The organism is Pseudomonas sp. BP6, assembly GCF_017875935.1.
Classification (GTDB): Bacteria; Pseudomonadota; Gammaproteobacteria; order Pseudomonadales; family Pseudomonadaceae; genus Aquipseudomonas; species Aquipseudomonas putida_Y.
In genome coordinates this window covers 4687742-4713032 of sequence record NZ_JAGINI010000001.1, presented here as the reverse complement: position 1 = coordinate 4713032, position 25291 = coordinate 4687742, and the positions used below count along the sequence as shown (strand labels likewise).

Here is a 25291-nt window from a genome sequence, read left to right as displayed (position 1 = left end):
AGGATGCTGGGCTGACGCTCTATCTGCGGAGAATTACAACAATGCAGAGCAATCACTTCACTCGCCATGCCCGGCAGGTCCATAGCGTTGCCCATGGTGGGGCCGGGGAGGGCGGCAGTGACCCGTCCATCGCCCGTTCCTGGCTGCGCTGCCTGGAGGACTACCACCTCGACCCGGCGGTGATCGAAGCCCCGGTGGTGCTTGAGCATGGGCGCCTGCTGGAAAGCCGCGAGCGCCTGCACCAGGTGCTGCAAATTGCCGACCATGAAATGAACAGCCTGCACCAGCAGCTTTCCGGCGCGGGCCACGCGGTGCTGCTGACCGACGCCCGCGGGGTGATCCTCAACTGCGTCAGTGCCCCCACCGAGCGGCGCAGCTTCGAACAGGCCGGGCTGTGGCTGGGCGCCGACTGGAGCGAGGCGCGCGAGGGCACCAATGGCATCGGCACCTGCCTGGTCGAACGCCAGGCGCTGACCATCCACCAGAACGAGCACTTCCGTGGCCGTCACACCGGCCTGACCTGCTCGGCCAGCCCGGTGTTCGACCCGCATGGCGAACTGCTGGCGGTACTCGACGTGTCCTCTGCCCGCCCCGACGTATCGCGGCAAAGCCAGTTCCACACCATGGCATTGGTCAACCTGTCGGCGAAGATGATCGAGAGCTGCTATTTCCTGCGCCATTTCGAGCAGCAATGGTTATTGCGTTTTCACCTGCAAGCCGAGTCGGTCGGCCTGTTCAGCGAAGGCTTGCTGGCGTTCGACGGCGATGGCCGCATTTGCGCTGCCAACCAAAGCGCACTGAACCTGCTGGGCACGGTACGGGGTGGCGTGCTGGGCAAACCGTTGGAGTGCTTTTTCGCGTGCAGCCATGACGAAATGTTCAGCCGTGCCACGCCCGGCGGCAGCACTGTCTGGCCGCTGCGCACCCTGGATGGTCGCCAGGTGTTCGCCAGCCTGCGGGGGCAGGCCCGGGCGCCGGTTTGGTCAGTGCCGGCCGCCCAGCCGCGGCCTGCACGTGAAGTGGAGCCGCTGGTCTGTCTGCTGGACCCTGCGTTGCAAAATGATTTCCGCCGCAGCGTGCGGGTGTTCGAGCGCGATGTGCCATTGCTGCTGCGCGGCGAGACCGGCTGTGGCAAGGAGGCCTTCGCCCAGGCTGTGCATCAGGCCAGTGAGCGGCGCGGCAAGCCGTTCGTCGCCATCAACTGCGCTTCTATCCCGGAAAGCCTGATCGAGAGTGAGCTGTTCGGGTATCGCGGCGGCAGTTTTACCGGCGCGCGCAAGGAGGGCATGCGCGGCAAGCTGTTGCAGGCCGACGGCGGCACCTTGCTGCTGGACGAGATCGGCGATATGCCGCTTGCCCTGCAAACCCGCCTGCTGCGGGTGCTGGAGGAGCGCCAGGTGGTGCCGATCGGGGGAGAGCCACAGGCGGTGGACGTGCGCATCGTCAGCGCTACGCACCGTGACCTGCTGGAACGGGTTGAACAGGGTAGTTTCCGCGAGGACCTGTATTACCGCCTCAATGGCCTGGAGGTGGCGTTGCCGGCGGTGCGAGAACGCAGTGACAAGGCGCAGTTGCTGGACTTTCTGCTACGCCAGGAGACGCAGGGGCAACGCATAGACATCGAGCCCAGGGCGCGGCAGGCGCTGCTCGAATTTACCTGGCCGGGGAACGTGCGGCAGATGCGCAATGTGCTGCGTACTTTGGTGGCGCTTTGCGAAGATGCCCGCATTACCTTTGCGGACCTCCCCGCAGTCATCCGCACCAGCCCACCTCCCGTGGGGGCGGGCGAGCCCGCGAAGATGTCCTACCAGGCAATAGAGGGCGAGGGCATTGCCCTCGTTCGCGGGCAAGCCCGCTCCCGCAGGTCCGGCGGTGCCGCAGAGATTGAGGATGAATCTGTAGGGAGCGAGGTTCTGCTCGACGCGGAGCGGCAAGCGCTGAAGGAGGTCCTGGAGGCAAAACACTGGCATCTCACCCGCGTCGCCGAGCACTTGGGCATCAGCCGCAATACCTTGTATCGAAAACTGCGCAAACACGGCATTACAAGGGGCGACTGAGCGAAACAGCGGGTGCGATTTGTCGCGCCCTGGGCTACCCTGCCTCGATGTTTTGCGAGGTCGACCATGCATATTCACATTCTCGGTATTTGCGGCACTTTCATGGGTTCGCTGGCGGTGCTGGCCAAGGAACTTGGCCACCGCGTCACCGGCTCCGACGCCAACGTCTACCCCCCGATGAGTACCCAGCTCGAAGCCCAGGGTATCGAGCTGACCCAAGGCTATGACCCGGCCCAGCTGGATCCGGCGCCAGACCTGGTGGTCATCGGCAACGCCATGTCGCGCGGCAACCCCGCGGTTGAATACGTGCTGAACAAGGGCCTGCCCTATGTCTCCGGCCCGCAGTGGCTGGCCGACCACGTGCTGCAAGGGCGCTGGGTGCTGGCTGTTGCCGGTACTCACGGCAAGACCACCACCAGCAGCATGTTGGCCTGGGTGCTGGAACACGCCGGCATGAGCCCGGGTTTCCTGATTGGTGGTGTGCCGCAGAACTTCTCGGTGTCGGCCCGTTTGGGCGACACGCCGTTCTTTGTGGTGGAGGCCGACGAGTACGACAGCGCCTTCTTCGACAAGCGCTCGAAGTTCGTCCACTATCACCCGCGTACCACGATCCTCAACAATCTTGAGTTCGATCACGCAGACATCTTCCCGGACCTGGCCTCGATCGAGCGGCAGTTCCACCACTTGGTGCGGACTATCCCCAGCGAAGGCCTGGTCATCCACCCGACCACCGAGCAAGCGCTGGAGCGTGTGATCGGCATGGGCTGCTGGACCCCTGTGCAAACCACCGGGGAGGGCGGCCAGTGGCAAGCCCGCCTGCTCAGCCCCGATGGCTCGCGCTTTGAAGTACTGTTCGAGGGTGAAGTGCAGGGTGTGGTGGACTGGGCACTGACCGGCCAGCACAACGTCGCCAACGCCTTGGCCACCCTGGCAGCCGCGCGTCATGTAGGCGTGGTGCCGGCCATGGGCATCGACGGCCTGAGTGCGTTCAAGAGCGTCAAGCGGCGCATGGAGAAGGTTGCCGAAGTACAAGGTGTGACCATCTATGATGACTTCGCCCACCATCCGACTGCCATTGCCACCACGCTCGACGGCCTGCGCAAGCGGGTGGGGGAGGCGCCTGTGATCGCGGTGATCGAGCCACGCTCCAACTCGATGAAACTCGGTGCCCACCGTGACGGCCTGCCAGAAAGCGTAAACGACGCCGACCAGGTGATCTGGTATGCGCCGGCCAACCTCGGCTGGGACCTGGCCGCCACCGCCGCGCAGTGCAAGGTGCCGAGCGTGGTGGCCGATAGCCTCGAAGCGATCATCGAGCGGATCAAAGGCCAGGCTCGCCCAGGCACCCATGTGGTGATCATGAGCAACGGCGGCTTCGGCGGCCTGCACGGCAAGCTGGCCGAGGCGCTGAAGTGAGCGGGCCGGAACGCATCACCCTGGCCATGACGGGCGCCTCGGGTGCCCAGTATGGCCTTCGCCTGCTCGATTGCCTGGTACGCGAAGACCGCGAGGTGCACTTCCTGATCTCCAAGGCCGCACAGTTGGTGATGGCCACCGAGACAGATGTTGTGTTGCCGGCCAAGCCCCAGGCGATGCAGGCGTTTCTGACTGAATACACCGGCGCGGCCGATGGGCAGATCCGTGTGTATGGCAAGGAAGACTGGATGTCGCCGGTAGCCTCGGGTTCTGGCGCCCCGGCGGCAATGGTGGTGGTCCCCTGTTCCACTGGCACTTTGTCGGCCATCGCCACTGGCGCCTGCAACAACCTGATCGAGCGGGCTGCCGACGTCACCCTCAAGGAGCGTCGTCAACTGATCCTGGTGCCACGCGAAGCGCCATTCTCCACCATCCACCTGGAAAACATGCTCAAGCTGTCGCAAATGGGCGCGGTCATCTTGCCGGCGGCTCCGGGGTTCTATCACCAGCCGCAGACCATCGACGACCTAGTCGACTTTGTCGTGGCGCGTATCCTCAACCTGCTGAACATCCCCCAGGACATGTTGCCACGTTGGGGCGAGCACCACTTCGGGGTGGATGATTGAAGCGAGCACTGGCGGGGTTGCTGGCGCTTGTGATGCTGGGTGGGTGCGCCACTGTGCGCACGCTGGATGCCAACAAGCCCGGCGCACCGGTGGTGTATGCCGGTACCCGGCTGGATTTGTATGTGATCAATGGCGGGTGTTGCCCGCGGGATCATTACGGTGCGGACGCTCCGGCGTATCCGCGCCTGGATCTGCCCGGCAGCATGCTGCTCGATACCCTGCTGCTGCCGTTGTCTTTGCTGACAGCGGCCGGCATAGGCTTCCAGGCCACCGGCGGCCTGTGATGGCCTCTTCGCAGGCACGCCCATTCCTACTTGTGAGTAGTCACTGGAAGATTATGGAGACCCTGTGGGAGCGGGCGTGCCCGCGAAGAGGCCAGCACAAGCGAAGCCTAGATCCTGCCCAACTTGCGCAACTCATCCGACTCCACAACCCGCACGCCGTCTTCTTCCTCCAGCGCCAGCCGCCACAGGGCCCGCGCCAGGGTACAAGCCTCGATTCCCCGGTACTTCCCGGGTATCAACCTGGAAAACGGCGCAACAAGCTGTTCAGTGAGCCTTGGCTCCAGCCGCTCGCCCAGCAGGAACGAGGGCCGCACGATGGTCAACTGTGGCCAGTCCTGAGCCTTGAGCGCTTCTTCCATCTCGCCCTTGACCCGGTTATAGAAAATTGACGACTTGGGGTCGGCGCCCACTGCACTGACCACCAGCAGATGCCGCGCGCCCATTTCCCGGGCACGCTTGCTGAAGGCGACCACCATGTCCAGATCCACTGCGCGGAAAGCCGACTCGGAACCGGCCTGCTTCAGCGTGGTGCCCAGGCAGCAGTATGCGATGTCGACTTGGCCAGCCAGTTGCGGAAGGAATACCGCCGGGTCGCCCACCGGGTTTTCCAGGTGCGGGTGCTCGGCCAATGGTCGGCGCGTAGGCGCCAGTACTCGGGTGATGGTGGGCTCGTTGAGCAGGCGGTCCAGTAGGTGCTCACCGGTCAGGCCGGTGGCTCCGGCAAGCAGGACATGCTGAGGCGTCAAGTACATGATGTCTCTCCCTTGTTACACACAAGTCTAGTGAGTGCCGGGCATTTTTGCCTGTTCCCTCGCGTTGGCCTGTGTGGTGTTACGCAACGCTTCTTTGGCTTGTTGCTGGCGCAGGTGGTGCCAGTGCTCAAGCACGGCGGGCGGTGCCCACAGCTGCGGCTCGGAGGCCTCGAAGCCTTCCCTGTGTTCTCTTTCGGCAACGCTGGCGCGGGCCAGTTCAAACGCCTGTTTCAGGTCGTCGGTCTGGTTCAGCGCTTCCGCGAACAGGGCATCGCCAAAGTAGGTGAAGTCGGCTTCTTCCGAGCAACCGAAGGAGACGCGGTCGGCCCGGGCAGCAGTCATGATCAGCGTGCGCTCATCTTTGAGCGGGGCGATATAGCCCCCTGAATAGCAGGCGGAGATGACGATTACCTTGTCGCGATCCTTCAGCGGTGCCAGGGCAGTGGCCAGCTCGTCAGCGGCCAGGTCGGCCAGCTGCAGGCGGGGCTGGTCGAGCACCAGTTGGTGATCCTGGCTGCCATGGCTGGTGAGGTAGATGAACACCAGGTCTTCAGGGCCGCTGCGCTCTGCCAGGGTGGTGGCGGCGCGGGACAGGTTCTCGCGGGTGGCCATGGGGCGTGTGGCCATGTGGTCGCGGTGGTTGACCAGCGTCACCTGGCCGCTCGCACCAAAGCGCACCCTGAGCATGTTGCTGACATAGTCGGCTTCGCGCAGGAATACGCTTTGCTGGCCATCGCCGGCCACTACCAGGCTATACAGCTGGATCGGTGGCGCCGAGCGTGGTACCCGAGCCAGCGCCTCGTCCAGCAGCCGGCCCTGGTTGAGCAATGCCAGGTCCAGTGGGTCTGGCAGCAGCTTGCCATTCTGGTCACGCACGCGCACGCCGTTGGCCCATGTTCCGCTTTCGACCCTGCCACTGGTCAGGATCAGCCGCCCGTGGCCATGGTAGGCATCGTTCAGGAACCCGCCGATGTACTTGCTGCCGTCGGGCAGTTGCAGGCTGCCCTGGCCCGACAGACGCCAGTCGGCGAACTCACCCTTGTAGTGGCTGCCATCGCTGCCCAGCAGTTCCCCTTCGCCGTTCAGCGAGCCGTCCTTGAATTCACCGATCCACACGTCGCCATCGGCATTTTCGTAGCGGCCACGGCCCTCCAGGCGGTTGTCCTTGAACTCGCCGATGTACTGCTCGCCATCAACGCTGTCGTAGGTGCCGGCGCCTTGTAGCTGGCCGTTGACGAAGAGGCCGCTGAACTGGTTGCCGCTGGCATCGCTGCGCACCCCGGCGCCGTTGGGCTTGCCCTTGGCGAACAAGCCTTGATAGCGACTGCCGTCGGCCAGTTCCAGTTGGCCTGCGCCGTCGTACAGGTCGTCCTTGAACTGGCCGCGGTATGTCTGGTCGGCTTGCTTGAGGGTGCCCTCGCCGTCGCGGCGGCCGTGGCGGAAGGTGCCGCTATAGTGGCTGCCTGGGGTGGTCAGGTCGCCCAGGCCCTGAAACAGCCCCTCGGCGAACTGGCCGCGGTAGACCTCGCCGTTCTGGCCATGCCATTCGCCCTGGCCGTGCCACTGGCCGTCCTTGAAGCTGCCGGCGTACCAGCTGCCGTTGGGGTAGTCGATCCGGCCCTCACCCTGCAGCAGGCCATCGACCACCTGCCCCCGGTAACGCCCACCGTCAGGCAGACGTGCGTCCGGTGGGAGCAGCGATTCGCCATCGCCACAGGCGGCGAGCAGCAGGAGCAGGGTAATGGGGAGCAGTGGACGCATGGCGAGGACCGGGCAATAGGTCTGCCGAGTATGACGCAGAATGGGAGCCTGAGACAGTGAGCCCATGTCTCGGCGCATAGGCCGTGTACCCTGCGCGTACCCTGTAGGAGCGGCTTCAGCCGCGAACACCGGCGAAGCCGGTGCCCTCCACCGTGTTGCTTCTTCGCGGGCGCGCCCGCTCCCACAGGTGCCACGTTGCCTTCAAGGTACAATCAGCGCACAGCTGGTGAAACGATGATCTTCACGTTCTCCTCTTTGTTGTTCACCAGTTCCTCGAAGCCCAGCTCGACAATCTGCTCCAATCCGATCCGGCCGGTTACCAGTGGGCGAATATCCAGACGACCATCAGCAATGAAGGCAATCACATCGGCAAACTCGCCGTTGTACGCCAACGCCCCCAGCACCTGCTTCTCGGTGGACACCAGTTCGAAGAAGTTGAACTCGCTGGGCTCTTCGAAAATACCCACCAGCACGCACTTGCCTGCTTTACGGATGGTGTCGATGGCCAGCTTGGCCGTATGTTTGTTGCCGATGCACTCAAAACTCACATCGGCGCCCAGCCCTGCTGTCAGTGCACGGATTTCCGCCAGGGCATCGCACTGGCTGGGGTCCAGCACCACATTGGCGCCCACTTCCTTGGCCTTGGCTTTACGCGCAGAGGACATCTCAAGGGCGATGACCTGCGCCGCACCCGCAGCCTTGGCGCACATGATGGTGCACAGGCCGATGGTGCCGGCTCCCACCACTACAACGGTTTGCCCAAGCAGGCTGCCGGCCTTTTTCACCGCGTGCATACCCACCGCCAGCGGTTCGATCAGTGCCCCGGCTTCGGCAGGGAAGCCCTGCGGCAGCCGGTAGAGCAGGTTGGCGGGCACGTTGACCAGCTCGGCGAAGGCACCGTTGTTCATCAGACCGGTGAAGGCCAGGCGTTCGCAGATGTTGTACAGACCATGGGTGCAGTAATAGCAGGTGCCGCAATGCTGGCAGGCGTCTGCTGCCACCGGGTCGCCTACGGCATAGCCTTCCACGCCTTCGCCAAGCTTGGCGATGTGGCCGCAGAATTCGTGGCCGAGGATGCACTGGCCCTGAATGCCGGTCAGCGGATGCGGGGCCTCTACCGGGATGAACACCGGGCCGGCAACATACTCGTGCAGGTCGGAGCCGCAGATGCCGCACCAGTCCACCTTGATCTGCACCCAGCCCGGCGCAGGGTCGGCCGGCAAAGGTACCTGTTCGACACGAATATCGTTGCGGCCATGCCAGACGGCAGCGCGCATGTGGGTGTGGCTCAGGTCATTCATTGTTGTTCTCCAGGCTCACGAAAAGGGCTTAGTGCTTGCGCAGGAATGCGAGCAGTTGCTGGTTGACCTGTTCGGCCGCCTCCATCTGCACCATGTGGCCGGCCTCTGGCAGCACCCGTATTTCGGCTTCCAGGCCCTCGGCATGGCTGGCCGGGATGATCGCATCCTTGCCGCCCCACACCACCAGCGCCGGGTGATTGCCCAGTACCCCGCGCAAGTCGTGGCGCTGCCGGTCGCCGTCGGCGAGCGCCCCTGCCAACTGCTGCAGGGCTTGGTCCACACCTTCCAGGCGCTTGAACTTGAGCATGTCCTCCAGCATTTGCCGGGTGACCAGCGCCGGGTCGGCAAACAACTGCACCATCTGCGGTTTGAGTGCATTGCGGTTGGCCGCGGTGACGAAACCTTGCAAGTACTGCCCGTTGATCGCTTCGCCCAGCCCAGCGCTGGCCACCAGGCTCAGGCTGGCCACCCGCTGCGGGGCCAGGCGCGCCACATTGAGGCTGACGGCACCACCCATGGAATGGCCGGCCAGGTGAGCCTTGGCAATGTCCAGGTGGTCGAGCAGGGCGAGCACGGTTTCGCTGAGCTCATCCAGGTCGCCCCGCTGCAGGGCCTTGGCCGACTCGCCGTGGCCCGGCAGGTCGAGGGCGATGACCCGCCGCTCGGCCGCCAGCGCCGGGTGGTTGAACAGCCAGTTGTTGAGGTCACCGCCAAAACCGTGCACCAGCACCAGCGGTGTGCCGCCTTCACCCAGCTCGAACCAGCGCAGCAGGCGCCCACCTACTTCCGCCTTCTGCGGGGCCGGCCCCTGGCTCTGGTCGGCCGCACCTTCGGCGACGAACTCGGCCTGGAAGCGCTGTACCACCGCATCGATTTCGGCCTCTTCTGCTTCGCCTTCGACGACCACCGCCAGCAGTGCGCCGACGGGCAGGGTTTCATCCGGTTTGGCCACCTGGCGGCGCAGCACGCCGTTGAACGGCGCTTCGACGCTGCTGCTGATCTTGTCGGTCTCGACGTCCAGCACCTCGTCGCCCTTGCTGATTTCGTCACCTTCCTGCTTGAGCCAGGTGTCCACCCGGCCCTCGGTCATCGACAGGCCCCACTTGGGCATGGTCAGGGTATGGATCTGGCTCATGCGGCACTCCTTGCGGCTTCGATCACCTTGCGCACGGCGGCTTCAATCTTCGCCGCGTCAGGGATGTACAGGTCTTCCAGGGCGTCGGAGAACGGCACCGGGGTATGCGGCGCGGTGACCATTTCGATCGGGCCCTTGAGTGCGGCAAAAGCCTTCTGCGCCACCAGCGCGCTGATGTCGGTGGCCATCGAGCAGCGCGGGTTGGCTTCATCGATCACCACGAGGTGGCCGGTCTTCTCCACACTTTCCAGAATGCTGTCTTCGTCCAGCGGGCTGGTAGTACGCAGGTCCAGCACTTCGCAGTCGATGCCCTGACGGGCCAGGTTGTTGGCGGCCTCCAGCGCCACATGCACCATGCGCCCGTAGGTAACCAAGGTCACGTCGTCGCCATCGCGCACGAAGTTGGCTTCGCCGAACGGTACGGTGTACACCTCTTCCGGCACCTCGCCCTGCATGCTGTACAGCAGCTTGTGTTCGCAGAAGATCACCGGGTCGTTGTCGCGGATCGCCTGGATCAACAAGCCCTTGGCATCGTAAGGCGAGGATGGGCACACCACTTTCAGGCCGGGGATGTGCGTCCATAGCGAGGTGAGCATCTGCGAGTGCTGGGCGGCCGCGCGCAGGCCGGCGCCATACATGGTGCGCATCACCAGCGGGGTCACTGCCTTGCCGCCGAACATGTAGCGGAACTTGGCGGCCTGGTTGAGGATCTGGTCCAGGCAGCAGCCGGCGAAGTCGACGAACATCAGTTCGCACACCGGGCGCAGGCCCTGGGTGGCAGCACCGACGGCGGCGCCGACGTAGCCGATTTCCGACAGCGGCGCGTCAAGCACGCGCCCGGGGAATTGGTGGTACAGGCCTTTGGTCACGCCCAACACGCCACCCCAGGCGTCATCCTCCCCGGGCGCACCGGCACCGCCGGCGACGTCTTCGCCAATGATGAACACTGTGTTGTCGCGACGCATTTCCTGGGCCAGAGCTTCGTTGATGGCCTGCTGGTAGCTGATCTTTCTTGCCATGGTGGTTCTCCTGTTGTTCTTGTATTCCGCGGCTCAGGGGTAGGCGACGTAGACGTCGGTGAGCAGGTCGGCGGGCTGTGGCTTGGGATCGGACTTGGCGCGGCGAACGGCGTCTTCGATCAGGTCCTCGACGCGGGCGTCGATGGCGTCCAGTTGCTCGGCCGTGAGCAGGCCGGCGCGGGTGGTCTTGTTGCGAAATTGCATGAGGCAGTCGCGGGATTCGCGCAGGTTCTTCACTTCATCAGGGGCGCGGTAGGTTTGCGCATCGCCTTCGAAATGGCCGTAGTAACGGCTGAGCTTGACCTCGATCAGCGACGGCCCTTGCCCGGAACGGGCGCGCTCGATGGCGGCGCCGGCGGCCTCGTATACGGCAAAGAAGTCGAAGCCGTCGATGGTGACGCCAGGCATGCCAAAGCCGGCAGCGCGGTCGGCAATATGGTCGCAGGCGACGGACCAGTTGGAGGCAGTGGCCTCGGCGTAGCCATTGTTCTCGGCCACGAAGATGCAGGGCAGGTTCATGATCGACGCCATGTTCATGGCTTCGAACACGGCGCCCTCGTTGGATGCCCCATCGCCGAAGAAGGCTACCGACACGTCATCGCGGCCCTTGAGCTTGGCCGCCAGCGCCGCCCCGGCCACCAGTGGTGCGCCGGCGCCGACGATACCGTTGGCACCGAGCATGCCTTTTTCCAGGTCGGCAATGTGCATCGAGCCGCCCTTGCCGCCGCACACGCCGGTCTTCTTGCCGTAGATCTCGGCCATCATGCCGTACACGTCCACGCCTTTGGCGATGCAGTGGCCATGGCCGCGGTGGGTCGAGGCGATGCAGTCGCTGTCGCGCAGGTGGGCCATGACCCCGGCGGCAGAGGCTTCTTCGCCTGCATACAGGTGGACGAAGCCGGGAATTTCGCCGGTGGCGAACTCCACATGCAGGCGTTCTTCGAAGGCGCGGATGGTCCGCATGACTTCATAGGCATGCAGCAGTTGTTCAGTACTGAGTTGATTGGACATCTTGTTGTTCTCCGGGGTTGTCTCAACACGGGTTTGCAGGGTGCAGGCGGTGGCCGCGCGGGACGGCCAGCAAGTGGTGGCGGGCGGCATGCGCCAGTACGGCCTCGACGTCCACGCTGAGTGGGCCTTGGTGGTCGAGGGTGATGGTGGGCGTGTCATGCTCGGCAAATTCGATTTCGCGTTCGCCGTCCAGGGCCAGGGTGCCGCTGGCCAGGCTCAGGCGATGGGCGACGCCGGGCGTCAGCGGACCGCAGGCGGAGATGCCGCAGGCTTGCAGCAGGCCGGGCGCCAATGGTGCCAACAACGCCTGTTCGGCACCGGGGGCCAGGCGTACCCAGGCGCCGTGCGGATCTTGCCGTGACACCGGGCACCACAGGCCGCACAGGGCCGACAGGCCGATGGCGTGGGGTTCGGCGAAGCAGGCGAAGACTTCGCAGAGGTCCTCGCTGCGGCTGAGTGCACGGGCACCGATGAAGCGCTGTGGCGACACGGCCACCTCGACCAAGGCCCATTCGGCCAACTGTTGTTCGGGCACTTTCACCAGTAAGCGCTTGTTACGGCGCAAGCCGATGCTGGCCGCTACCCGGCCACTGGCAAGCAGGCCACCGGCCAGGCCTGCGCTGGTGGCTTCACGAAGTTCGGGGAAGGCGTTGTTGGTGCCGGTGGACAGGGTCAGCAGCGGCACGTCACCGGCCTCGGCAGCGACCGCCTTGTGGGTGCCATCACCGCCCAGCACGGCGATCATCGTCACGCCGCGCTCGACCATGCGCCGGGTTGCCAGGCGGGTATCGGCCACGGTCTGGGTCAGTGGCAGGTCGAGTATCTCGATGGCCGGCCAGTGCTGGTCACGGGCCCCCGGGCCCTGGCTGGCCTTGAGCACTGCGGCAGCGATGCCGGTCATGTCGCTGGACAGCAACACCCGGCTAATGCCGGTGGCACCGAAAGCGGCCAGCAGACGCTGGATGGCCGAGGCCTTGTCGGTGCTCGAATAGAGCCCGGCATTGGCGGTCAGGCGGCGCAGGTCGCGGCCAGAGGCAGGGTTGGCAATGATCCCGACATTCGGGGCGGGTAGCGGCATGGCGCACCTCGTATTTTTGTTTGCAAGGGCAGGAGCAAGCGGGGTGCCAGCTTTCTTCGCGATGGCTGAAGTGGCCGGGCTAGAGGGCTCTGGTCGTGATCGGGCAGGTCTTACGGGGGGCGGCGGCGAGACGCCGGGTGCCAGCTCCGGGCCTCTGTTGCCGAGACGCTGAGACGCTGCGTCTCAAGCCAGCCGGTAATCACACAGTGCTTGTCGGGGCATGCCCAGAGGCGCTTAATGGCCGGACAACGATAAAAACAGCAACGAGAACCGGAGGGCCTGAATGCTTGCCGCGAACTCCCGAGCCCATGTGGACTGCGTCAGCAGGGTGTTGAAGAATGCCGACCGCCTGCCGCAGGCGCCGGTACCACCGCTGATCCTCGATTCATGGCGTCGCTCCATGGATGTGTACCGCCTCGACCCCGCTTCCCAGCAGGGGCCGCGTATCCTTTCCCAAAGCCTGCTCAACGAATGCCGCGAACGCGCCGAGCTGTTCCTGCGCATCGCCAGCGATGCCGTGGCGCGCTTGCACGAACGGGTGCGCGGCGCTGACTACTGCGTGCTGCTTACCGATGCCCAGGGGCGCACCATCGATTACCGGGTCGAGTCGGCCATCCGCAACGACTGTCGCAAGGCTGGGCTGTATCTGGGGACCTGCTGGTCGGAGGGCGAGGAGGGCACATGCGGCGTGGCGGCGGTACTGACCAGCAAGGCCCCGGTCACGGTGCACAAGCGCGATCACTTCCGCGCCGCCTTCATTGGCCTGACCTGCACAGCGGCGCCGGTGTTCGACCCGTTGGGCGAGCTGCTGGGCGTGGTTGATGTGTCGGCTTTGCAGTCGCCGGATGATCGGCGCAGCCAGCACCTGATCCGCCAACTGGTCGAGCAGACGGCCCGCGAGATCGAAAACGCCTTCTTCATGCACAGCGCCCAGGGCCACTGGGTGATGCGCGCCCACGGCACGCCGGGTTATGTGGAGAGCCAGCCCGACTACCTGCTGGCCTGGGATGCCGATGGCCGCTTGCAGGCAATCAACAGCCTGGCGCGGCAACGGCTTGTGGAACGCCTGGGGCGCTTGCCCGAGCACATTGGCGAACTGTTCGACATCGACCAGCTGCGCCGGGTGAGCGCGTCGTCCGCCCAACGCCTGCCCGGTCTGGGCGGTTTGTATGGCCGGGTCAGCGCACCGCAGCAACGCCAGCGTGCGCAGCCTGTGCGCCAGGCACAGGACACCCGTATCGAGCAGCACCTGCGGCTGGCCACGCGGGTCAAGGACTGCAACCTGGCGGTGCTGGTACTGGGTGAGACCGGGGCCGGCAAGGAGGTATTCGCCCGCCAACTGCACCAGCAAAGCCAGCGCTGTGATGGCCCATTCGTTACCCTGAACTGCGCGGCCATTCCGGAAACCCTGATCGAGAGCGAGTTGTTCGGCTATGTGGCCGGGGCCTTCACCGGGGCTTCCAGCAAAGGCATGCAAGGGCTGTTGCAGCAGGCCGATGGCGGCACGTTGTTTCTCGACGAGATCGGGGACATGCCGCTGAACCTGCAGACCCGCCTGCTGCGGGTGCTGGCGGAGGGGGAGGTGGCGCCGCTGGGGGCGGCACGGCGGGAGCGGGTGGATATTCAGGTGATCTGTGCGACCCATCGCGATCTGGCGTCGATGGTGGAGGACGGGCGATTTCGTGAAGACTTGTACTTCCGCCTGGCCAATGCCCGCTTTGAGCTACCCCCCTTGCGTGAACGTGATGACCGGCTGGGGCTGATTCACCAGTTGCTTGCCGAGGAGGCTGCGGCCTGCGGGGTGGAGGTGGTGTTGGCGGATGACGCGTTGCAGGCGCTGCTGGTTTATCGCTGGCCGGGTAATTTGCGCCAGCTGCGGCAGGTGTTGCGGTATGCCTGCGCGGTGAGTGAGGGCGGGCAGGTGCGGCTGCAGGATCTGCCGCAGGAGGTGCGTGGTGAAGCGGTTGGCTCGGCTGAAAGCGGGGTGTCGTGCCCGGCCCGGCAGCTGTTGCTGGACGCGCTGATCCGCCATCGCTGGAAGCCGGCGGATGCGGCGCGGGCTTTGGGTATTTCGCGTGCGACGCTTTATCGGCGAGTGCATGAGCATCGTATCGACATGCCGCGGATGAAGAGCTAGGGGCAATAAAAAACCCCGGCACAGGGCCGGGGTTCTGGTACATCACACTACACGATCACTCCTGGTTGGCCAGTTTGTGCTCGAGGTAGTGAATGTTGACGCCGCCTTTGCAGAAGCCTTCATCACGCACCAGGTCGCGGTGCAGTGGGATGTTGGTCTTGATGCCGTCGACGACGATCTCGTCCAGGGCATTGCGCATGCGCGCCATGGCTTCGTCGCGGTCCTTGCCGTAGGTGATCAGCTTGCCGATCAGCGAGTCGTAGTTCGGCGGAACCGAATAACCGCTGTACAGGTGCGAATCGACGCGTACGCCGTTGCCGCCTGGGGCGTGGAAGTGCTTCACCTTGCCTGGGCTCGGGATGAACTTCTTCGGGTCTTCGGCGTTGATCCGGCACTCCAGCGAGTGGCCACGGATCACCACGTCTTCCTGGCGGAACGACAGCTTGTTGCCAGCGGCGATGCTCAGCATCTCCTTGACGATGTCGATGCCAGTGACCATCTCCGATACCGGGTGCTCAACCTGCACGCGGGTGTTCATCTCGATGAAGTAGAAGCGGCCGTTTTCGTACAGGAACTCGAAAGTACCGGCACCACGGTAGCCGATCTCGATGCACGCATCGACGCAGCGCTTGAACACTTCCTGGCGGGCTTTCTCATCGATGCCCGGGGCTGGTGCTTCTTCCAGTACCTTCTGGTGACGGCGCTGCAGCGAGCAGTCGCGGTCGCCCAGGTGAATGGCGTTGCCCTGGCCGTCGGACAGTACCTGTACTTCCACGTGGCGTGGGTTGGTCAGGAACTTCTCCAGGTAAACCATCGGGTTACCGAAGGCTGCACCGGCTTCGGTACGGGTGAGCTTGGCCGAGGAAATCAGGTCCTCTTCCTTGTGCACCACGCGCATGCCGCGACCACCACCGCCACCGGCGGCCTTGATGATCACCGGGTAGCCGACGTCACGGGCAATCGCCAGGGCAACTTCTTCGTCTTCTGGCAGTGGGCCATCGGAGCCCGGTACGGTCGGTACGCCCGACTTGATCATCGCGTCCTTGGCCGAAACCTTGTCGCCCATCAGGCGAATGGTGTCGGCTTTCGGGCCGATGAAGGCGAAACCGGATTTTTCCACCTGTTCGGCGAAGTCGGCGTTTTCTGCCAGGAAGCCGTAACCCGGGTGAATCGCAGTGGCGCCAGTCACTTCGGCGGCAGCGATGATCGCCGGGATATGCAGGTAGGAATCCTTGGACGATGCAGGGCCGATGCAGACCGACTCGTCTGCCAGGCCCAGATGCATCAGTTCACGGTCGGCAGTGGAGTGCACGGCGACGGTCTTGATACCCAGCTCTTTGCAGGCACGCAGGATCCGCAGGGCAATTTCCCCGCGGTTGGCGATCAGGACTTTTTCGAGCTTCCCAGACATCGTTGGCTCTCCGCGATTCAAACGACGGTGAACAGCGGCTGGTCGAACTCAACCGGCTGGCCGTCTTCTACCAGGATGGCGTCGATGACACCGCCAATATCGGCTTCGATGTGGTTCATCATCTTCATGGCTTCGACGATGCACAGGGTGTCGCCTTTCTTCACGGACTGGCCAACTTCAGCGAAGTTAGGCGAGGTCGGCGAAGGCTTGCGGTAGAAGGTACCTACCATTGGCGAACGGATCACGGTGCCTTTCAGGGCCGGGGCAGCAGCAGCGGCTTCGGCGGCTGGGGCAGCAGCGGCAACCGGGGCAGCGGCAGGGGCGGCAGCCATAGGCGCCGGTGCGTAGAACTGCTGGGCTGCTGGAGTCTTGCTGTGACGGCTGATACGGACCGACTCTTCGCCTTCCTTGATCTCCAGTTCGTCGATGCCAGACTCTTCCAGCAGCTCGATCAGTTTCTTGACTTTACGGATATCCATTAATCATCAACTCCCAAAGGTTCGGTCAGGGGGCGAAATACAAAAAAACGTATCTGAAACGTTTCTCTCGAACCCCGGCCCACTTAGGCCAGGGTTTTCATCATTTGGGCTGTGCGTTGGCAGCCAGTTGTTCCAGTGCGGACTCCAGGGCCAGGCGATAACCGCTGGCGCCCAGACCGCAGATCACCCCTACGGCAACATCGGAAAAGTAGGAGTGGTGACGGAACGGTTCGCGTTTGTGCACGTTGGACAGGTGCACTTCGATGAATGGGATGCTCACCGCAAGCAATGCGTCACGTAATGCGACGCTTGTGTGGGTGAAAGCAGCCGGATTGATCAGGATGAAGTCCACACCCTCGTTGCGTGCGGCGTGAATGCGGTCGATCAGTTCGTATTCGGCATTGCTCTGCAGGTACTGCAGATGGTGGCCTGCGGCGCGGGCACGTTGCTCCAGGTCCTGGTTGATCTGAGCCAGGGTCACGGCGCCATAGTGGCCTGGCTCGCGAGTACCGAGCAGGTTAAGGTTGGGGCCGTGGAGCACCAGTAGCGTTGCCATCTGCGGATTCCTTGGATTTGTAGGGCAATTCGACACAGCGCGGCGAGTGTGCCGTAAAGCAACGGCAAGTGTCCAGTTCCCGGCAATAGCCAGCACGATGTCCGAGGTTCGCGCGAAGTATGTGACCGGATAATTAAATCCGGTCATTCATTTCAGGATTTTTCCCGGCTCGCGGGAAGTTATAGACCGACTTTGCCGCGTACGCGCGTCAGAATCTGCGCAAATTCACCGGCATTTATCTCGCCAATCACCCGATCAGCGGTAATTTCGCTGCCGTTCCCAGAAAAAAACAGCAGGGCGGGTGGGCCGAACAGCTGGTAGCGGTCGAGCAGTTTGCGTTGCTGGGCATTACTTTCGGTTAGGTCGAAACGCAGCAATTTGAAGCCGGACAGCTGTGTTTGCACCTGTGGTGCATTGAGCACCTCATGCTCGATCACTTTGCAACTGATGCACCAGTCGGCGTACCAGTCCAGCAGCACTGGCTGGCCGGCAGCCTTGGCCTGCGCCAGGGCTGCGTCCAACGCATCAGGGGTAGTGATGGTCTGCCAGGCATCGGCTTTTGCTGCTGGCAGGCCGCCGCTGGCGGTCAGTGACGCAACCGGCAGCGGGCGCAGCGGGTCGCCCTGGCCAGTGAGGGCGCCGTACCAGCAAGCCAGCGCGTACACCAGCAAGGCCAGACCGAGCAGTTGCGCCAGGCGCTGGGGTGCCGTCTTGACGACGAATTCAAGGGCGCCGAGGAACAGTGCCACACCCGCGGCGAGGAAACCGACCAACAGCAAGGTCACAGGGCCTGGCAGTACACGGCTGAGCAAGCCGATGGCCAGCCCCAGCAGCAGTACGCCGATGGCGTTTTTCACGGTGTTCATCCACGGGCCGCTTTTGGGCAGCCAGGCCGCGCCCCCGGTGGCCATCAGCAGCAACGGCGCACCCATGCCCAAACCCAGGGCGAACAGCTTGAGCGCGCCACCCAGGGCATCGCCACTGGCACTGATATAGAGCAAGGCACCGGCCAAGGGCGCCGATACACACGGAGAAACCAGCAAGCTGGAGAGCACACCGAGCACTGCTGCGCCCAGCAGCGAGCCGCCCCGGGTGTGATTGGCGACGTTGTTCAGGCGGTTACTCAGGGCCTGGGGCAGCTTCAGCTCGAAGAGGCCGAACATGGCCAGGGCGAACACCACGAAGAACAGCGCGAAGGGAACCAGCACCCAGGCCGACTGCAGGCGCGCCTGCAGGTTCAGGCTTGCACCGAACAGGCCCATCAGTGCGCCGAGTACCGCGAAGCTGGCCGCCATTGGCAGCACGTAGGCCAGCGACAGCGCCAGGCCGCGCACGCCGCCAACCTGGCCGCGCAGCACCACACCGGAGAGGATCGGCAACATCGGCAGGACACAGGGGGTGAAGGTCAGGCCGACCCCGGCGAGGAAGAACAGCAGCAGCGACTTCCAGTTCCAGCCGTGCTCGCGGGTGGCCGGCGCGTTTGCAGCGCCTTCGCCATCAATACTCAGGCGTGCGGTTTCCGGTGGGTAGCACAAGCCCTTGTCGGCGCAACCCTGGTAGCCCACCAGCAGGGTGAAGGCGCGTGGGTCTTTGCGCGGCAACTCGATATCGAGCACGCCGTGGTACACCTCGACGTCGCCGAAAAATTCATCGTGCTTGGGCTCACCCTTGGGGATGTTCGGCGTGCCCAGGGTGATATCGGCCGGTTCCGTGTGGAACTGGAAGCGGTGGCGGTAGAGGTAGTAGCCATCGGTGGCGACGAAGCGCAGCTTGATGGTTTGCGCATCGGCCTGGACCAGGTTGAGCTTGAAGGCCTCGTGTACCGGCAGGAAGTCGGCGTTGTTGGCCAGCGAAGCGGCGCCGAGGGTGGCGCTGGGGCGGTTGTCGAGCAGGCCTGCGGCGAAGGCAGGGCTGGCCAGCAGCAGGAACAGCATGAAAAACAGGCGGCGCATGGCGGACTCGCGAGGTGGAACGTGCCCGGCATGATAACGGATGCGCAGGAATAATTGGCCCGAAACAAACGTAGGGTTTACCCGCGAAGCGCCGCGCGGGCGGCGCTCGATCTCCCAGGCGCAGCACATGTCCCGTCGAACACCACCCAACTGCTACACCTGTCGTGGCGACCACCCGCCGGCTCAGACCCTGAACGCTCGCACCGCCCGGTTCAGCTCACCGCCCAGGCTCAGCAACTGTTCGCCTTGCTCACGCCCCTCGCCAATGCGCTGCAGGTTGTCTTCACCCAGTTCGTGAATCCGCTCGCTGTGATCACGAATCTCGCTTACCGCGCCACTCTGCTGCGCCGTGACATCGGCAATCCGCACCGCTGTATCGGAAATGGTACGAATGGCACAGACAATCTCATCCAGTGCCCCATCCGCCGCCTGGGCTTGGTTGGCCGTGGCCTCGGCGTGTTCCAGTTGCGCGCGCATCCCCGCCACCGAACTCCTGGCGGCCTGCTGCAAGCGGTCGATCAATGCCTGTATCTCGCCGGTAGCCCCCGTGGTGCGCTGAGCCAGCGAGCGCACCTCATCGGCAACCACGGCAAAGCCACGGCCCATTTCGCCGGCGCGGGCCGCTTCGATCGCGGCGTTCAGTGCCAGCAGGTTGGTCTGCTCGGCAATCGAGCGGATCACCGTCAGCACCCCGCCAATGGTTGCCGATTCTTCCGCCAGTTGCTCGATCATGCGGGCGTTGCCTTGCACTTCATCGACCAGTTCACGCAAGCCCGACAGGCTCTGGCCGATTACCGCCTGGCCTTGTTCCACCGCACGCCCGGCATCGCGGCTGGCCTCGGCGGCTGCGCTGGCATCACCAGCCACTTGTTGAATGGTTGCTTCCAGCTCGCCCAAGGCATCGCGGATCTGCCCGGTATCGCCGGCCTGTCGCTCGGCGCCGCCGTGCAGCGCAGCGCTCATGCCGGCCAGGGCATGGCTGCTGCCGGCCACCTGCTCGGCGTTATGGCGGATGGTGCCGACCAGCTCCACCAGGTACTGACGCAGGCGGTTGAGCGACTCCTGGATGTCGTGCAGTTCGCGGTTGGTCTTGCCCAGGGCGATGGCTTGGGCGAAATCGCCCTCGGCCCAGCGTGACAGGGCCGGGGCCAGTCCGGTCAGGGTACGGGCCAGGCGCCGTTGCAGCGTATCGATCAATAGGGCGATCAGCAGGATAAGGCCGATCATCAGGCCTTGGATGATGCGCACCTCGGCAGCGATTTTCGCATGCTGGCCGCGTACTTCGGGTTCCAGCGCGGCGATGGCCTGTTGTACGGCTTCCAGGCGCTGGCCGGTGGTGGCGGCCAGTTCGGCGCGGCGCTCGATCTGTTCGCGGGTGCGTTGCAGTTCGGCCGGGTAGCGGTTGAGCAGGCTTTGCAATTCACGCTTGAGGCCCACGGCAATGTCTTCCTGCTGGGCGCTGCTCTGGGATTCCAGGCCCATCATCGCAGCGAAGTCGTCGGCTCCGGATTCGGCCGTGCGGGTTACGCCGAGCATTGGCAGGCCGTCGACCGTCTGGGCCTGGGCGCGGATCAGTTGCAGTTCGCGCTCCACCTCGTCGGCCAGCTCTGGGCGGCCGCTGCTGACCAGCTTGTCGCGAGCCAATGACAGCCGCCCCAGATGCAGGGTGGCGTCGAGCAAGGGCAGCAAGTAGCTATTGGCCTCGGCGTTGCCACTGTCGCGGGCGTAGCTGGCCATCTGCTCGAAGTTCGCCCCCAGCTCCCGCTCGGCTTGCAGCAGCAGGGCTTGTGGGTCGCCGGCCAGCTTGCCGGCGGCCAGCAGTTCATTGGCGGTGAAGGCCTGCAGGCTATCCAGGCTGGGGCGCAACTTCTCGGCCAGCTCTACCGGCCAGTCCGTCAGTGCGGCCTGCAACTGCTGGGTCGCCTCCATGGCGGCGGCCTGGCGCAGGGCGTCGCCGCTGCCCAGGTAGGCCTGGATATTGCGCGCCGCCTGGTTCTGGAACTGCTGGGACAGGCCCAGATAGCGCTCCATCAGCTGGTAGGGGCGCTCGAGGGCGCGCTGCGACCACCACAGGGTGGCGCCCAAGGCGATACACACGGTTACCAGCAACAGGGTGTTGAAATTGGTCAGCCACTTCAGGCGCATAGCCGCGAACTTCCTGCGCAGGGGAGAGGTAGGCGCCTGAAGTTATTGCGATTTTGTGACGGGGTGATGACGCCAGGGGCTTGGCGTCAGAAAAAAAGTGGCACAGTGCCTCTATTGGTGTGGCCTGCACTGGCCTCTTCGCGGGCTTGCCCGCTCCCACAGGTTTACCTCCAGATTTGAGGTGTGTGAAATGCCTGGGGAAGCGGGCGAGTCTGTGAAGAAGCCGGCACAGTGAGTGCGAATTTCAGGGCTCTACACGAACGACGCAATTGCGCCCCGCATGCTTGGCCCGGTACAGCGCCTCGTCCGCTGCGCTGGCCATGGTCAGTGCATCCAGCCCCTCATCCAGTTGCACCACGCCGGCGCTGAAGGTGCACTGCAAGTCTCGTGGCTGCGCCGGGTAGAGAATTTCGGCAAAGCGCCGGCGAATTTCGTCCAGCACTTTGTGTGCGGCGTCCAGCGCGGTATTGGGCATGACGATGGCGAATTCCTCGCCACCGTAGCGGCCAATGAAATCGGTCTTGCGCAAGCGCTGCTTGAGGAATAGAGCAAGGCTCTTGATCACTCGGTCGCCCATGGGGTGGCCATGGCGGTCGTTGATCTTCTTGAAGTGGTCGATGTCGAGCATGGCAAAGCTCAACGGCTGCTGTTCACGGCGGGCGCGGAAGCTGCAGTCTTCCAGCAGCTGCAGGATATGAGTGTGGTTGTACAGCCCGGTCAGGCTGTCGCGAACCATGCGCGCCTTCAAATGGCGGGCGCGGGCGGCGCGGTTGCGCACGGTAGTGATCAGGTGGCGTGAGCGAAACGGCTTGGTCAAAAAGTCATCACCGCCTTCGCTCATGGCATCCAGTTGCTTGTCCAGGTCGTCCTCGGCAGACAGGTAGATGATCGGCACACTCACATAGCGGTCACTGTGGCGGATTACCTTGGCCAGCTCCGGGCCGGTGCAAGCCGGCATGTACAGGTCAAGGATGATCAGGTCGGGCTGGAAGTCGGCAAGCTCTGCCATCGTGCGGATCGGGTCGGTCAGGCTGCGGGTGAGCATGCCGGCACCGGCCAGTACACGCTCGGTGTACAGGGCCTGGGTGCGCGAGTCGTCGATGATCAGCACGCGCAACGGGTCGTGCGGGGCGGTGTTGGTCAGCCGTTCGACCTTTTCCAGCAAGCTTGAAGCTTCCAGGCTGCCGGTGAGAAAATCCTGACCGCCGGCGCGTACTGCGGCAAGGCGGGTAGGGGTGTCGGCTTCGTGATGGCTGAAGAACAGCAACGGAATGGAGCGTGCCAGGCCCTGCTGCACCTGAGCGGCCAGCAGCAAGCCCAGCCCGGCGCCGGTGAAGTCGACATCCATGATGATGGCCGACGGCGGGTACTCGCTGATCGAGGCGAGAAACGCTGCGGCGCTCGGCAACGCTTGCACCACCAGACCAAAGAATTCCAGTTGCTGGGCCAGGCGCTGGGCGCGCTCGTGGTCCTGCAGCAGGATGTACACCGGTTTGCGCACGGGCAGATGCAACTGGTCGAGCGGATCGTCCTTGCGCAGGCCGTTACGCGTCAGCTGTTGGACGGGGCACTGCGGGCTCGGCTCGACTGCTTGGCTCATGTCCTGGCTACTTATAGGTTGGGATGTGCAGGGGCAATGATGGCTCTATGCTAGCAGCTCTTTTCAAGTGCGTGAGTGCCCTGCGTCAACAAAGCGGGCAGAACGAATATTCAGTTGCTGACTGAATGGTCGCTTATGCGTACGGTGGTGTCTGCTTTATAGTGCTGGCATTCGGGCTTACCGTGGCACCCTAGCGCAGGCCTGTGGTCAAAGCCCCTGAACCGTCGTGACTGATTAAGGACAAAGCCATGCTGGACTGGAAAAACCGAGAGGCCAAAGCCGAGCCCCGTGAGCGTGTCGACGGGCGCGGCGCTGCCGCCCGTAGCTACCTTGGCGGCCTTTGGAGCCGTGCCCTGGGGACCCTGATCGGGTTGTACCTGCTGGTGTGTATCGGCTTGGGCTGGTACTGGAGCCAGGAGCCTGCTCTGTTCCCGGTGCAGCAAAACGCCCAGGCCGCAGCCGAACGTGCTGGCCAGCAGATGGTGGTGGGCTATACCACCGTCGAAACCCTCAAGACCGTGGCCAACACTTTGTTGAACAAGCCGGGCGGCTACATTTCCAACGACCGCTTCCCGCCAGGGCTGTGGATGGACAACATGCCAAGTTGGGAGTATGGCGTGCTGGTCCAGGTCCGCGACCTGTCCCGTGCTCTGCGCAAAGACTTCGCCCGTTCGCAGTCGCAGTCCACCGAAGACGCCGACCTGGCCAAGGCCGAGCCACGCTTCAACTTCGACAACAAGAGCTGGATCCTGCCGTCGAGCGAGTCGGAGTTCGAAGAGGGCATCAAGTCGCTGACCCGTTACCAGACCCGTCTGGCTGCTGGCGACAAGGGCGCGATCTTCTATACCCGCGCCGACAACCTGAACAACTGGTTGGGTGACGTGGCCACCCGTCTGGGCTCGCTGTCGCAGCGCCTGTCGGCAAGCGTTGGGCGGGTCAAGCTCAACAGCACGTTGAAGACCGAGTCGGTCGTTGCCGGTCAGGCGCCGCAGGTGGACGAGGAGCTGGTAGAAACCCCATGGCTGCAGATTGACAACGTGTTCTACGAAGCCCGTGGCCAAGCCTGGGCGCTGTCGCACCTGCTGCGTGCCATCGAGGTTGACTTCGCCGACGTGCTGGCGAAGAAGAATGCCACCGTCAGCGTGCGCCAGATCATTCGTGAGCTGGAGGCCTCGCAAGAGGCGCTGTGGAGCCCGATGGTGCTCAATGGCAGTGGCTTCGGCATGTGGGCCAACCACTCGTTGGTCATGGCCAATTACATTTCCCGGGCCAACGCTGCGGTAATCGACCTGCGTCAGTTGTTGTCGCAGGGTTGATGATGGCTATCAGCCCCGCCGAGGCCGCCCATCGGGCGGCTTCCGACCGCGAGCTGGTCACCTGGGTGGACGAGACCGACCAGGTACTGGGCGCCTTGCCCCGTGCCGAGCTGCGCGAGCGTGGCCTGATCGGGCGCTGCACGTTCATTCTGCTGTTCAACAGTGCCGGTGAATTGTGTGTACACCGGCGTACGCTGAGCAAGGCGCTGTACCCAGGGTATTGGGATGTGGCGGCGGGCGGCATGGTCACGGCTGGGGAGGCGTATGCCGAATCGGCAGCGCGCGAGCTGGCCGAAGAGCTGGGCATCGAAGGCGCTGAGTTGCGCTTCCACGAGCGGTTCTACTTTGACCAGCCGGATAACCGCTTGTGGTGTGCGGTATATTCGGCGGTGTCGGATGCGCCGTTGCGGTTGCAGCCGGAAGAGGTGATCGAGGCGCGCTTCATCGGTCTGGAACAGGCTGAGCAGGAAAGCCTGAGCAAGCCTTATTGCCCGGACTCGTTGGCGGCGTTGCAGCGCTACAAGGCCACTTTGTAGCCTCGGGTTTGCCCGCGAAATACCGGCCCAGACACCCGTTTCGCAGGGCAAGGGCTTTGCCCTTGTTCGCGGGTAAACCCGCTCCTACACAACAGGCGTATTTATCGTTACACTGCGCGCCCTTTTCGGGCTGCCGCAATTCTTGCAGCAGTAGCGCCGCCCCTGCCAGAGTGGGGCTTCGCGGTCGGCCTCAACCCCAAGGCACGACCAGTTTTTGTCCTCAGCACCGAGGAACAAAAGTGGCCAAGAAAGCTTCTTCCTTTTCCGCCCTTGGCGGTCTCGTGTACTCCACCGACGCCGGTCGGCACTGCCCCGACTGTGGCCAGCCGGTGGATGCCTGCACCTGCAAGCAGCAAACCATCCCCGAAGGCGACGGCATTGCCCGCGTGCGCCGCGAAAGCAAAGGCCGTGGTGGCAAGACCGTGACCACCGTCACCGGCGTGCCGCTACCGCCTGACCAGCTTAAAGAACTGGCGACCACGCTCAAGCGCCGCTGCGGTACCGGCGGCGCGCTGAAGGACGGGGTTATCGAGATCCAGGGCGACCATGTCGAGCTGTTGATCGGCGAGCTGACCAAACAGGGTTTCAAGGCGAAAAAGTCCGGCGGCTGAAGCCACCGCGCGATTTTTTGCCCAGCGCTTTCTAAACTCGTTCCCGTGGTCAGAGTCTATGCCTGAGCACGGATGAATCGTCATTTTCAGCTTTTACACTCGCCCCGC

General features: G+C 64.0%; 21 protein-coding genes. 8 read left to right on the top strand and 13 right to left on the bottom strand.

Annotated features, from left to right (window positions below; all coding sequences use genetic code 11):
* Window positions 1–41: 41 nt before the first annotated feature.
* The 4 genes from J3A98_RS21370 (at window position 42) to J3A98_RS21355 (ending at window position 4383) form a co-directional block, all read left to right on the top strand.
* On the top strand, window positions 42–2057 hold the full coding sequence (locus J3A98_RS21370) for a sigma-54-dependent Fis family transcriptional regulator (RefSeq protein WP_209968205.1): 2016 nt from the start codon (window positions 42–44) through the stop codon (window positions 2055–2057).
* Between the two features lie 66 nt (window positions 2058–2123).
* Window positions 2124–3473: a UDP-N-acetylmuramate:L-alanyl-gamma-D-glutamyl-meso-diaminopimelate ligase gene (gene mpl / locus J3A98_RS21365; protein WP_209968203.1), complete on the top strand. Its 1350-nt coding sequence runs from the start codon at window positions 2124–2126 to the stop codon at window positions 3471–3473.
* The gene (gene ubiX / locus J3A98_RS21360; protein WP_013970698.1) at window positions 3470–4099 is read left to right on the top strand and encodes a flavin prenyltransferase UbiX; all 630 of its coding nucleotides are present in this window, start codon (window positions 3470–3472) and stop codon (window positions 4097–4099) included. Before mpl ends, ubiX begins: the two co-directional genes overlap by 4 nt.
* A complete protein-coding gene (locus J3A98_RS21355; protein WP_209968201.1) occupies window positions 4096–4383 on the top strand; it encodes a YceK/YidQ family lipoprotein in 288 nt (95 codons plus the stop codon). The genes ubiX and J3A98_RS21355 overlap by 4 nt, the downstream gene beginning before the upstream one ends.
* 107 nt (window positions 4384–4490) lie before the next feature.
* On the opposite strand, the gene J3A98_RS21350 is transcribed toward J3A98_RS21355, so the two are convergent.
* The 7 genes from J3A98_RS21350 to J3A98_RS21320 all read right to left on the bottom strand — a co-directional run bounded on the left by J3A98_RS21350 (window position 4491) and on the right by J3A98_RS21320 (window position 12440).
* Window positions 4491–5135 carry an oxidoreductase gene (locus J3A98_RS21350; RefSeq protein ID WP_209968199.1) on the bottom strand — a complete coding sequence of 215 codons (645 nt, stop codon included), beginning with the start codon at window positions 5133–5135 and terminating at the stop codon, window positions 4491–4493.
* Between the two features lie 27 nt (window positions 5136–5162).
* The gene (locus J3A98_RS21345) at window positions 5163–6896 is read right to left on the bottom strand and encodes a C13 family peptidase (protein WP_209968196.1); all 1734 of its coding nucleotides are present in this window, start codon (window positions 6894–6896) and stop codon (window positions 5163–5165) included.
* Window positions 6897–7108: 212 nt separating this feature from the next.
* On the bottom strand, window positions 7109–8173 hold the full coding sequence (locus J3A98_RS21340; RefSeq protein ID WP_245355382.1) for a 2,3-butanediol dehydrogenase: 1065 nt from the start codon (window positions 8171–8173) through the stop codon (window positions 7109–7111).
* A 52-nt stretch (window positions 8174–8225) separates the two neighbouring features.
* A complete protein-coding gene (locus tag J3A98_RS21335; protein WP_176684379.1) occupies window positions 8226–9332 on the bottom strand; it encodes an acetoin dehydrogenase dihydrolipoyllysine-residue acetyltransferase subunit in 1107 nt (368 codons plus the stop codon).
* Window positions 9329–10351 (bottom strand): alpha-ketoacid dehydrogenase subunit beta, encoded by a 1023-nt coding sequence (locus J3A98_RS21330; RefSeq protein ID WP_209968194.1) that lies wholly within the window; start codon window positions 10349–10351, stop codon window positions 9329–9331. The genes J3A98_RS21335 and J3A98_RS21330 overlap by 4 nt, the downstream gene beginning before the upstream one ends.
* A 33-nt stretch (window positions 10352–10384) precedes the next feature.
* Window positions 10385–11362: a thiamine pyrophosphate-dependent dehydrogenase E1 component subunit alpha gene (locus tag J3A98_RS21325; protein ID WP_010951830.1), complete on the bottom strand. Its 978-nt coding sequence runs from the start codon at window positions 11360–11362 to the stop codon at window positions 10385–10387.
* A 22-nt stretch (window positions 11363–11384) separates the two neighbouring features.
* Complete coding sequence (locus J3A98_RS21320; RefSeq protein ID WP_209968192.1) at window positions 11385–12440, bottom strand: NAD(+)/NADH kinase; 1056 nt, start codon at window positions 12438–12440, stop codon at window positions 11385–11387.
* A 283-nt stretch (window positions 12441–12723) separates the two neighbouring features.
* On the opposite strand from J3A98_RS21320, the gene J3A98_RS21315 reads away from it, so the two are divergent.
* Window positions 12724–14577 (top strand): sigma-54-dependent Fis family transcriptional regulator, encoded by a 1854-nt coding sequence (locus J3A98_RS21315; protein WP_209968190.1) that lies wholly within the window; start codon window positions 12724–12726, stop codon window positions 14575–14577.
* Between the two features lie 55 nt (window positions 14578–14632).
* Here the strand turns inward: J3A98_RS21315 and accC are convergent, their stop codons facing one another.
* The 6 genes from accC to J3A98_RS21285 form a co-directional block, all read right to left on the bottom strand.
* Window positions 14633–15988 carry an acetyl-CoA carboxylase biotin carboxylase subunit gene (gene accC / locus J3A98_RS21310; protein WP_003255333.1) on the bottom strand — a complete coding sequence of 452 codons (1356 nt, stop codon included), beginning with the start codon at window positions 15986–15988 and terminating at the stop codon, window positions 14633–14635.
* A gap of 17 nt (window positions 15989–16005) precedes the next feature.
* Window positions 16006–16467, bottom strand: a complete 462-nt coding sequence (gene accB / locus J3A98_RS21305) for an acetyl-CoA carboxylase biotin carboxyl carrier protein (RefSeq protein WP_176684382.1) — start codon at window positions 16465–16467, stop codon at window positions 16006–16008.
* A 100-nt stretch (window positions 16468–16567) separates the two neighbouring features.
* Complete coding sequence (gene aroQ, locus J3A98_RS21300; protein ID WP_003255330.1) at window positions 16568–17023, bottom strand: type II 3-dehydroquinate dehydratase; 456 nt, start codon at window positions 17021–17023, stop codon at window positions 16568–16570.
* 179 nt (window positions 17024–17202) lie between these two features.
* Window positions 17203–18975, bottom strand: coding sequence for a protein-disulfide reductase DsbD (locus J3A98_RS21295; protein ID WP_209968188.1), 1773 nt, complete (start codon window positions 18973–18975; stop codon window positions 17203–17205).
* A 183-nt stretch (window positions 18976–19158) separates the two neighbouring features.
* A complete protein-coding gene (locus J3A98_RS21290; RefSeq protein WP_209968187.1) occupies window positions 19159–21120 on the bottom strand; it encodes a methyl-accepting chemotaxis protein in 1962 nt (653 codons plus the stop codon).
* A gap of 244 nt (window positions 21121–21364) precedes the next feature.
* A complete protein-coding gene (locus J3A98_RS21285) occupies window positions 21365–22720 on the bottom strand; it encodes a diguanylate cyclase (protein ID WP_209968185.1) in 1356 nt (451 codons plus the stop codon).
* Between the two features lie 248 nt (window positions 22721–22968).
* Between J3A98_RS21285 and J3A98_RS21280 the strand changes: the two genes are divergently transcribed.
* From J3A98_RS21280 to J3A98_RS21270, 3 genes are all read left to right on the top strand, one after another.
* Window positions 22969–24036 carry a DUF2333 family protein gene (locus J3A98_RS21280; RefSeq protein WP_176684386.1) on the top strand — a complete coding sequence of 356 codons (1068 nt, stop codon included), beginning with the start codon at window positions 22969–22971 and terminating at the stop codon, window positions 24034–24036.
* Between the two features lie 2 nt (window positions 24037–24038).
* The gene (locus J3A98_RS21275; RefSeq protein ID WP_176684387.1) at window positions 24039–24572 is read left to right on the top strand and encodes an NUDIX hydrolase; all 534 of its coding nucleotides are present in this window, start codon (window positions 24039–24041) and stop codon (window positions 24570–24572) included.
* A gap of 239 nt (window positions 24573–24811) precedes the next feature.
* Window positions 24812–25183, top strand: a complete 372-nt coding sequence (locus J3A98_RS21270) for a translation initiation factor Sui1 (RefSeq protein ID WP_209968183.1) — start codon at window positions 24812–24814, stop codon at window positions 25181–25183.
* Window positions 25184–25291 lie beyond the last annotated feature (108 nt).

What these genes read in the sequence shown, in the direction of transcription:
- J3A98_RS21325 (WP_010951830.1), bottom strand. Translation starts at nt 11,362, where the DNA reads ATGTCCAATCAACTCAGTACTGAACAACTGCTGCATGCCTATGAAGTC.
- J3A98_RS21330 (WP_209968194.1), bottom strand. Translation starts at nt 10,351, where the DNA reads ATGGCAAGAAAGATCAGCTACCAGCAGGCCATCAACGAAGCTCTGGCC.
- accC (WP_003255333.1), bottom strand. Translation starts at nt 15,988, where the DNA reads ATGTCTGGGAAGCTCGAAAAAGTCCTGATCGCCAACCGCGGGGAAATT.
- J3A98_RS21315 (WP_209968190.1), top strand. Translation starts at nt 12,724, where the DNA reads ATGCTTGCCGCGAACTCCCGAGCCCATGTGGACTGCGTCAGCAGGGTG.
- accB (WP_176684382.1), bottom strand. Translation starts at nt 16,467, where the DNA reads ATGGATATCCGTAAAGTCAAGAAACTGATCGAGCTGCTGGAAGAGTCT.
- J3A98_RS21275 (WP_176684387.1), top strand. Translation starts at nt 24,039, where the DNA reads ATGGCTATCAGCCCCGCCGAGGCCGCCCATCGGGCGGCTTCCGACCGC.
- J3A98_RS21285 (WP_209968185.1), bottom strand. Translation starts at nt 22,720, where the DNA reads ATGAGCCAAGCAGTCGAGCCGAGCCCGCAGTGCCCCGTCCAACAGCTG.
- J3A98_RS21370 (WP_209968205.1), top strand. Translation starts at nt 42, where the DNA reads ATGCAGAGCAATCACTTCACTCGCCATGCCCGGCAGGTCCATAGCGTT.
- J3A98_RS21295 (WP_209968188.1), bottom strand. Translation starts at nt 18,975, where the DNA reads ATGCGCCGCCTGTTTTTCATGCTGTTCCTGCTGCTGGCCAGCCCTGCC.
- J3A98_RS21345 (WP_209968196.1), bottom strand. Translation starts at nt 6,896, where the DNA reads ATGCGTCCACTGCTCCCCATTACCCTGCTCCTGCTGCTCGCCGCCTGT.
- aroQ (WP_003255330.1), bottom strand. Translation starts at nt 17,023, where the DNA reads ATGGCAACGCTACTGGTGCTCCACGGCCCCAACCTTAACCTGCTCGGT.
- J3A98_RS21290 (WP_209968187.1), bottom strand. Translation starts at nt 21,120, where the DNA reads ATGCGCCTGAAGTGGCTGACCAATTTCAACACCCTGTTGCTGGTAACC.
- J3A98_RS21340 (WP_245355382.1), bottom strand. Translation starts at nt 8,173, where the DNA reads ATGCGCGCTGCCGTCTGGCATGGCCGCAACGATATTCGTGTCGAACAG.
- J3A98_RS21280 (WP_176684386.1), top strand. Translation starts at nt 22,969, where the DNA reads ATGCTGGACTGGAAAAACCGAGAGGCCAAAGCCGAGCCCCGTGAGCGT.
- J3A98_RS21335 (WP_176684379.1), bottom strand. Translation starts at nt 9,332, where the DNA reads ATGAGCCAGATCCATACCCTGACCATGCCCAAGTGGGGCCTGTCGATG.
- J3A98_RS21320 (WP_209968192.1), bottom strand. Translation starts at nt 12,440, where the DNA reads ATGCCGCTACCCGCCCCGAATGTCGGGATCATTGCCAACCCTGCCTCT.
- mpl (WP_209968203.1), top strand. Translation starts at nt 2,124, where the DNA reads ATGCATATTCACATTCTCGGTATTTGCGGCACTTTCATGGGTTCGCTG.
- J3A98_RS21350 (WP_209968199.1), bottom strand. Translation starts at nt 5,135, where the DNA reads ATGTACTTGACGCCTCAGCATGTCCTGCTTGCCGGAGCCACCGGCCTG.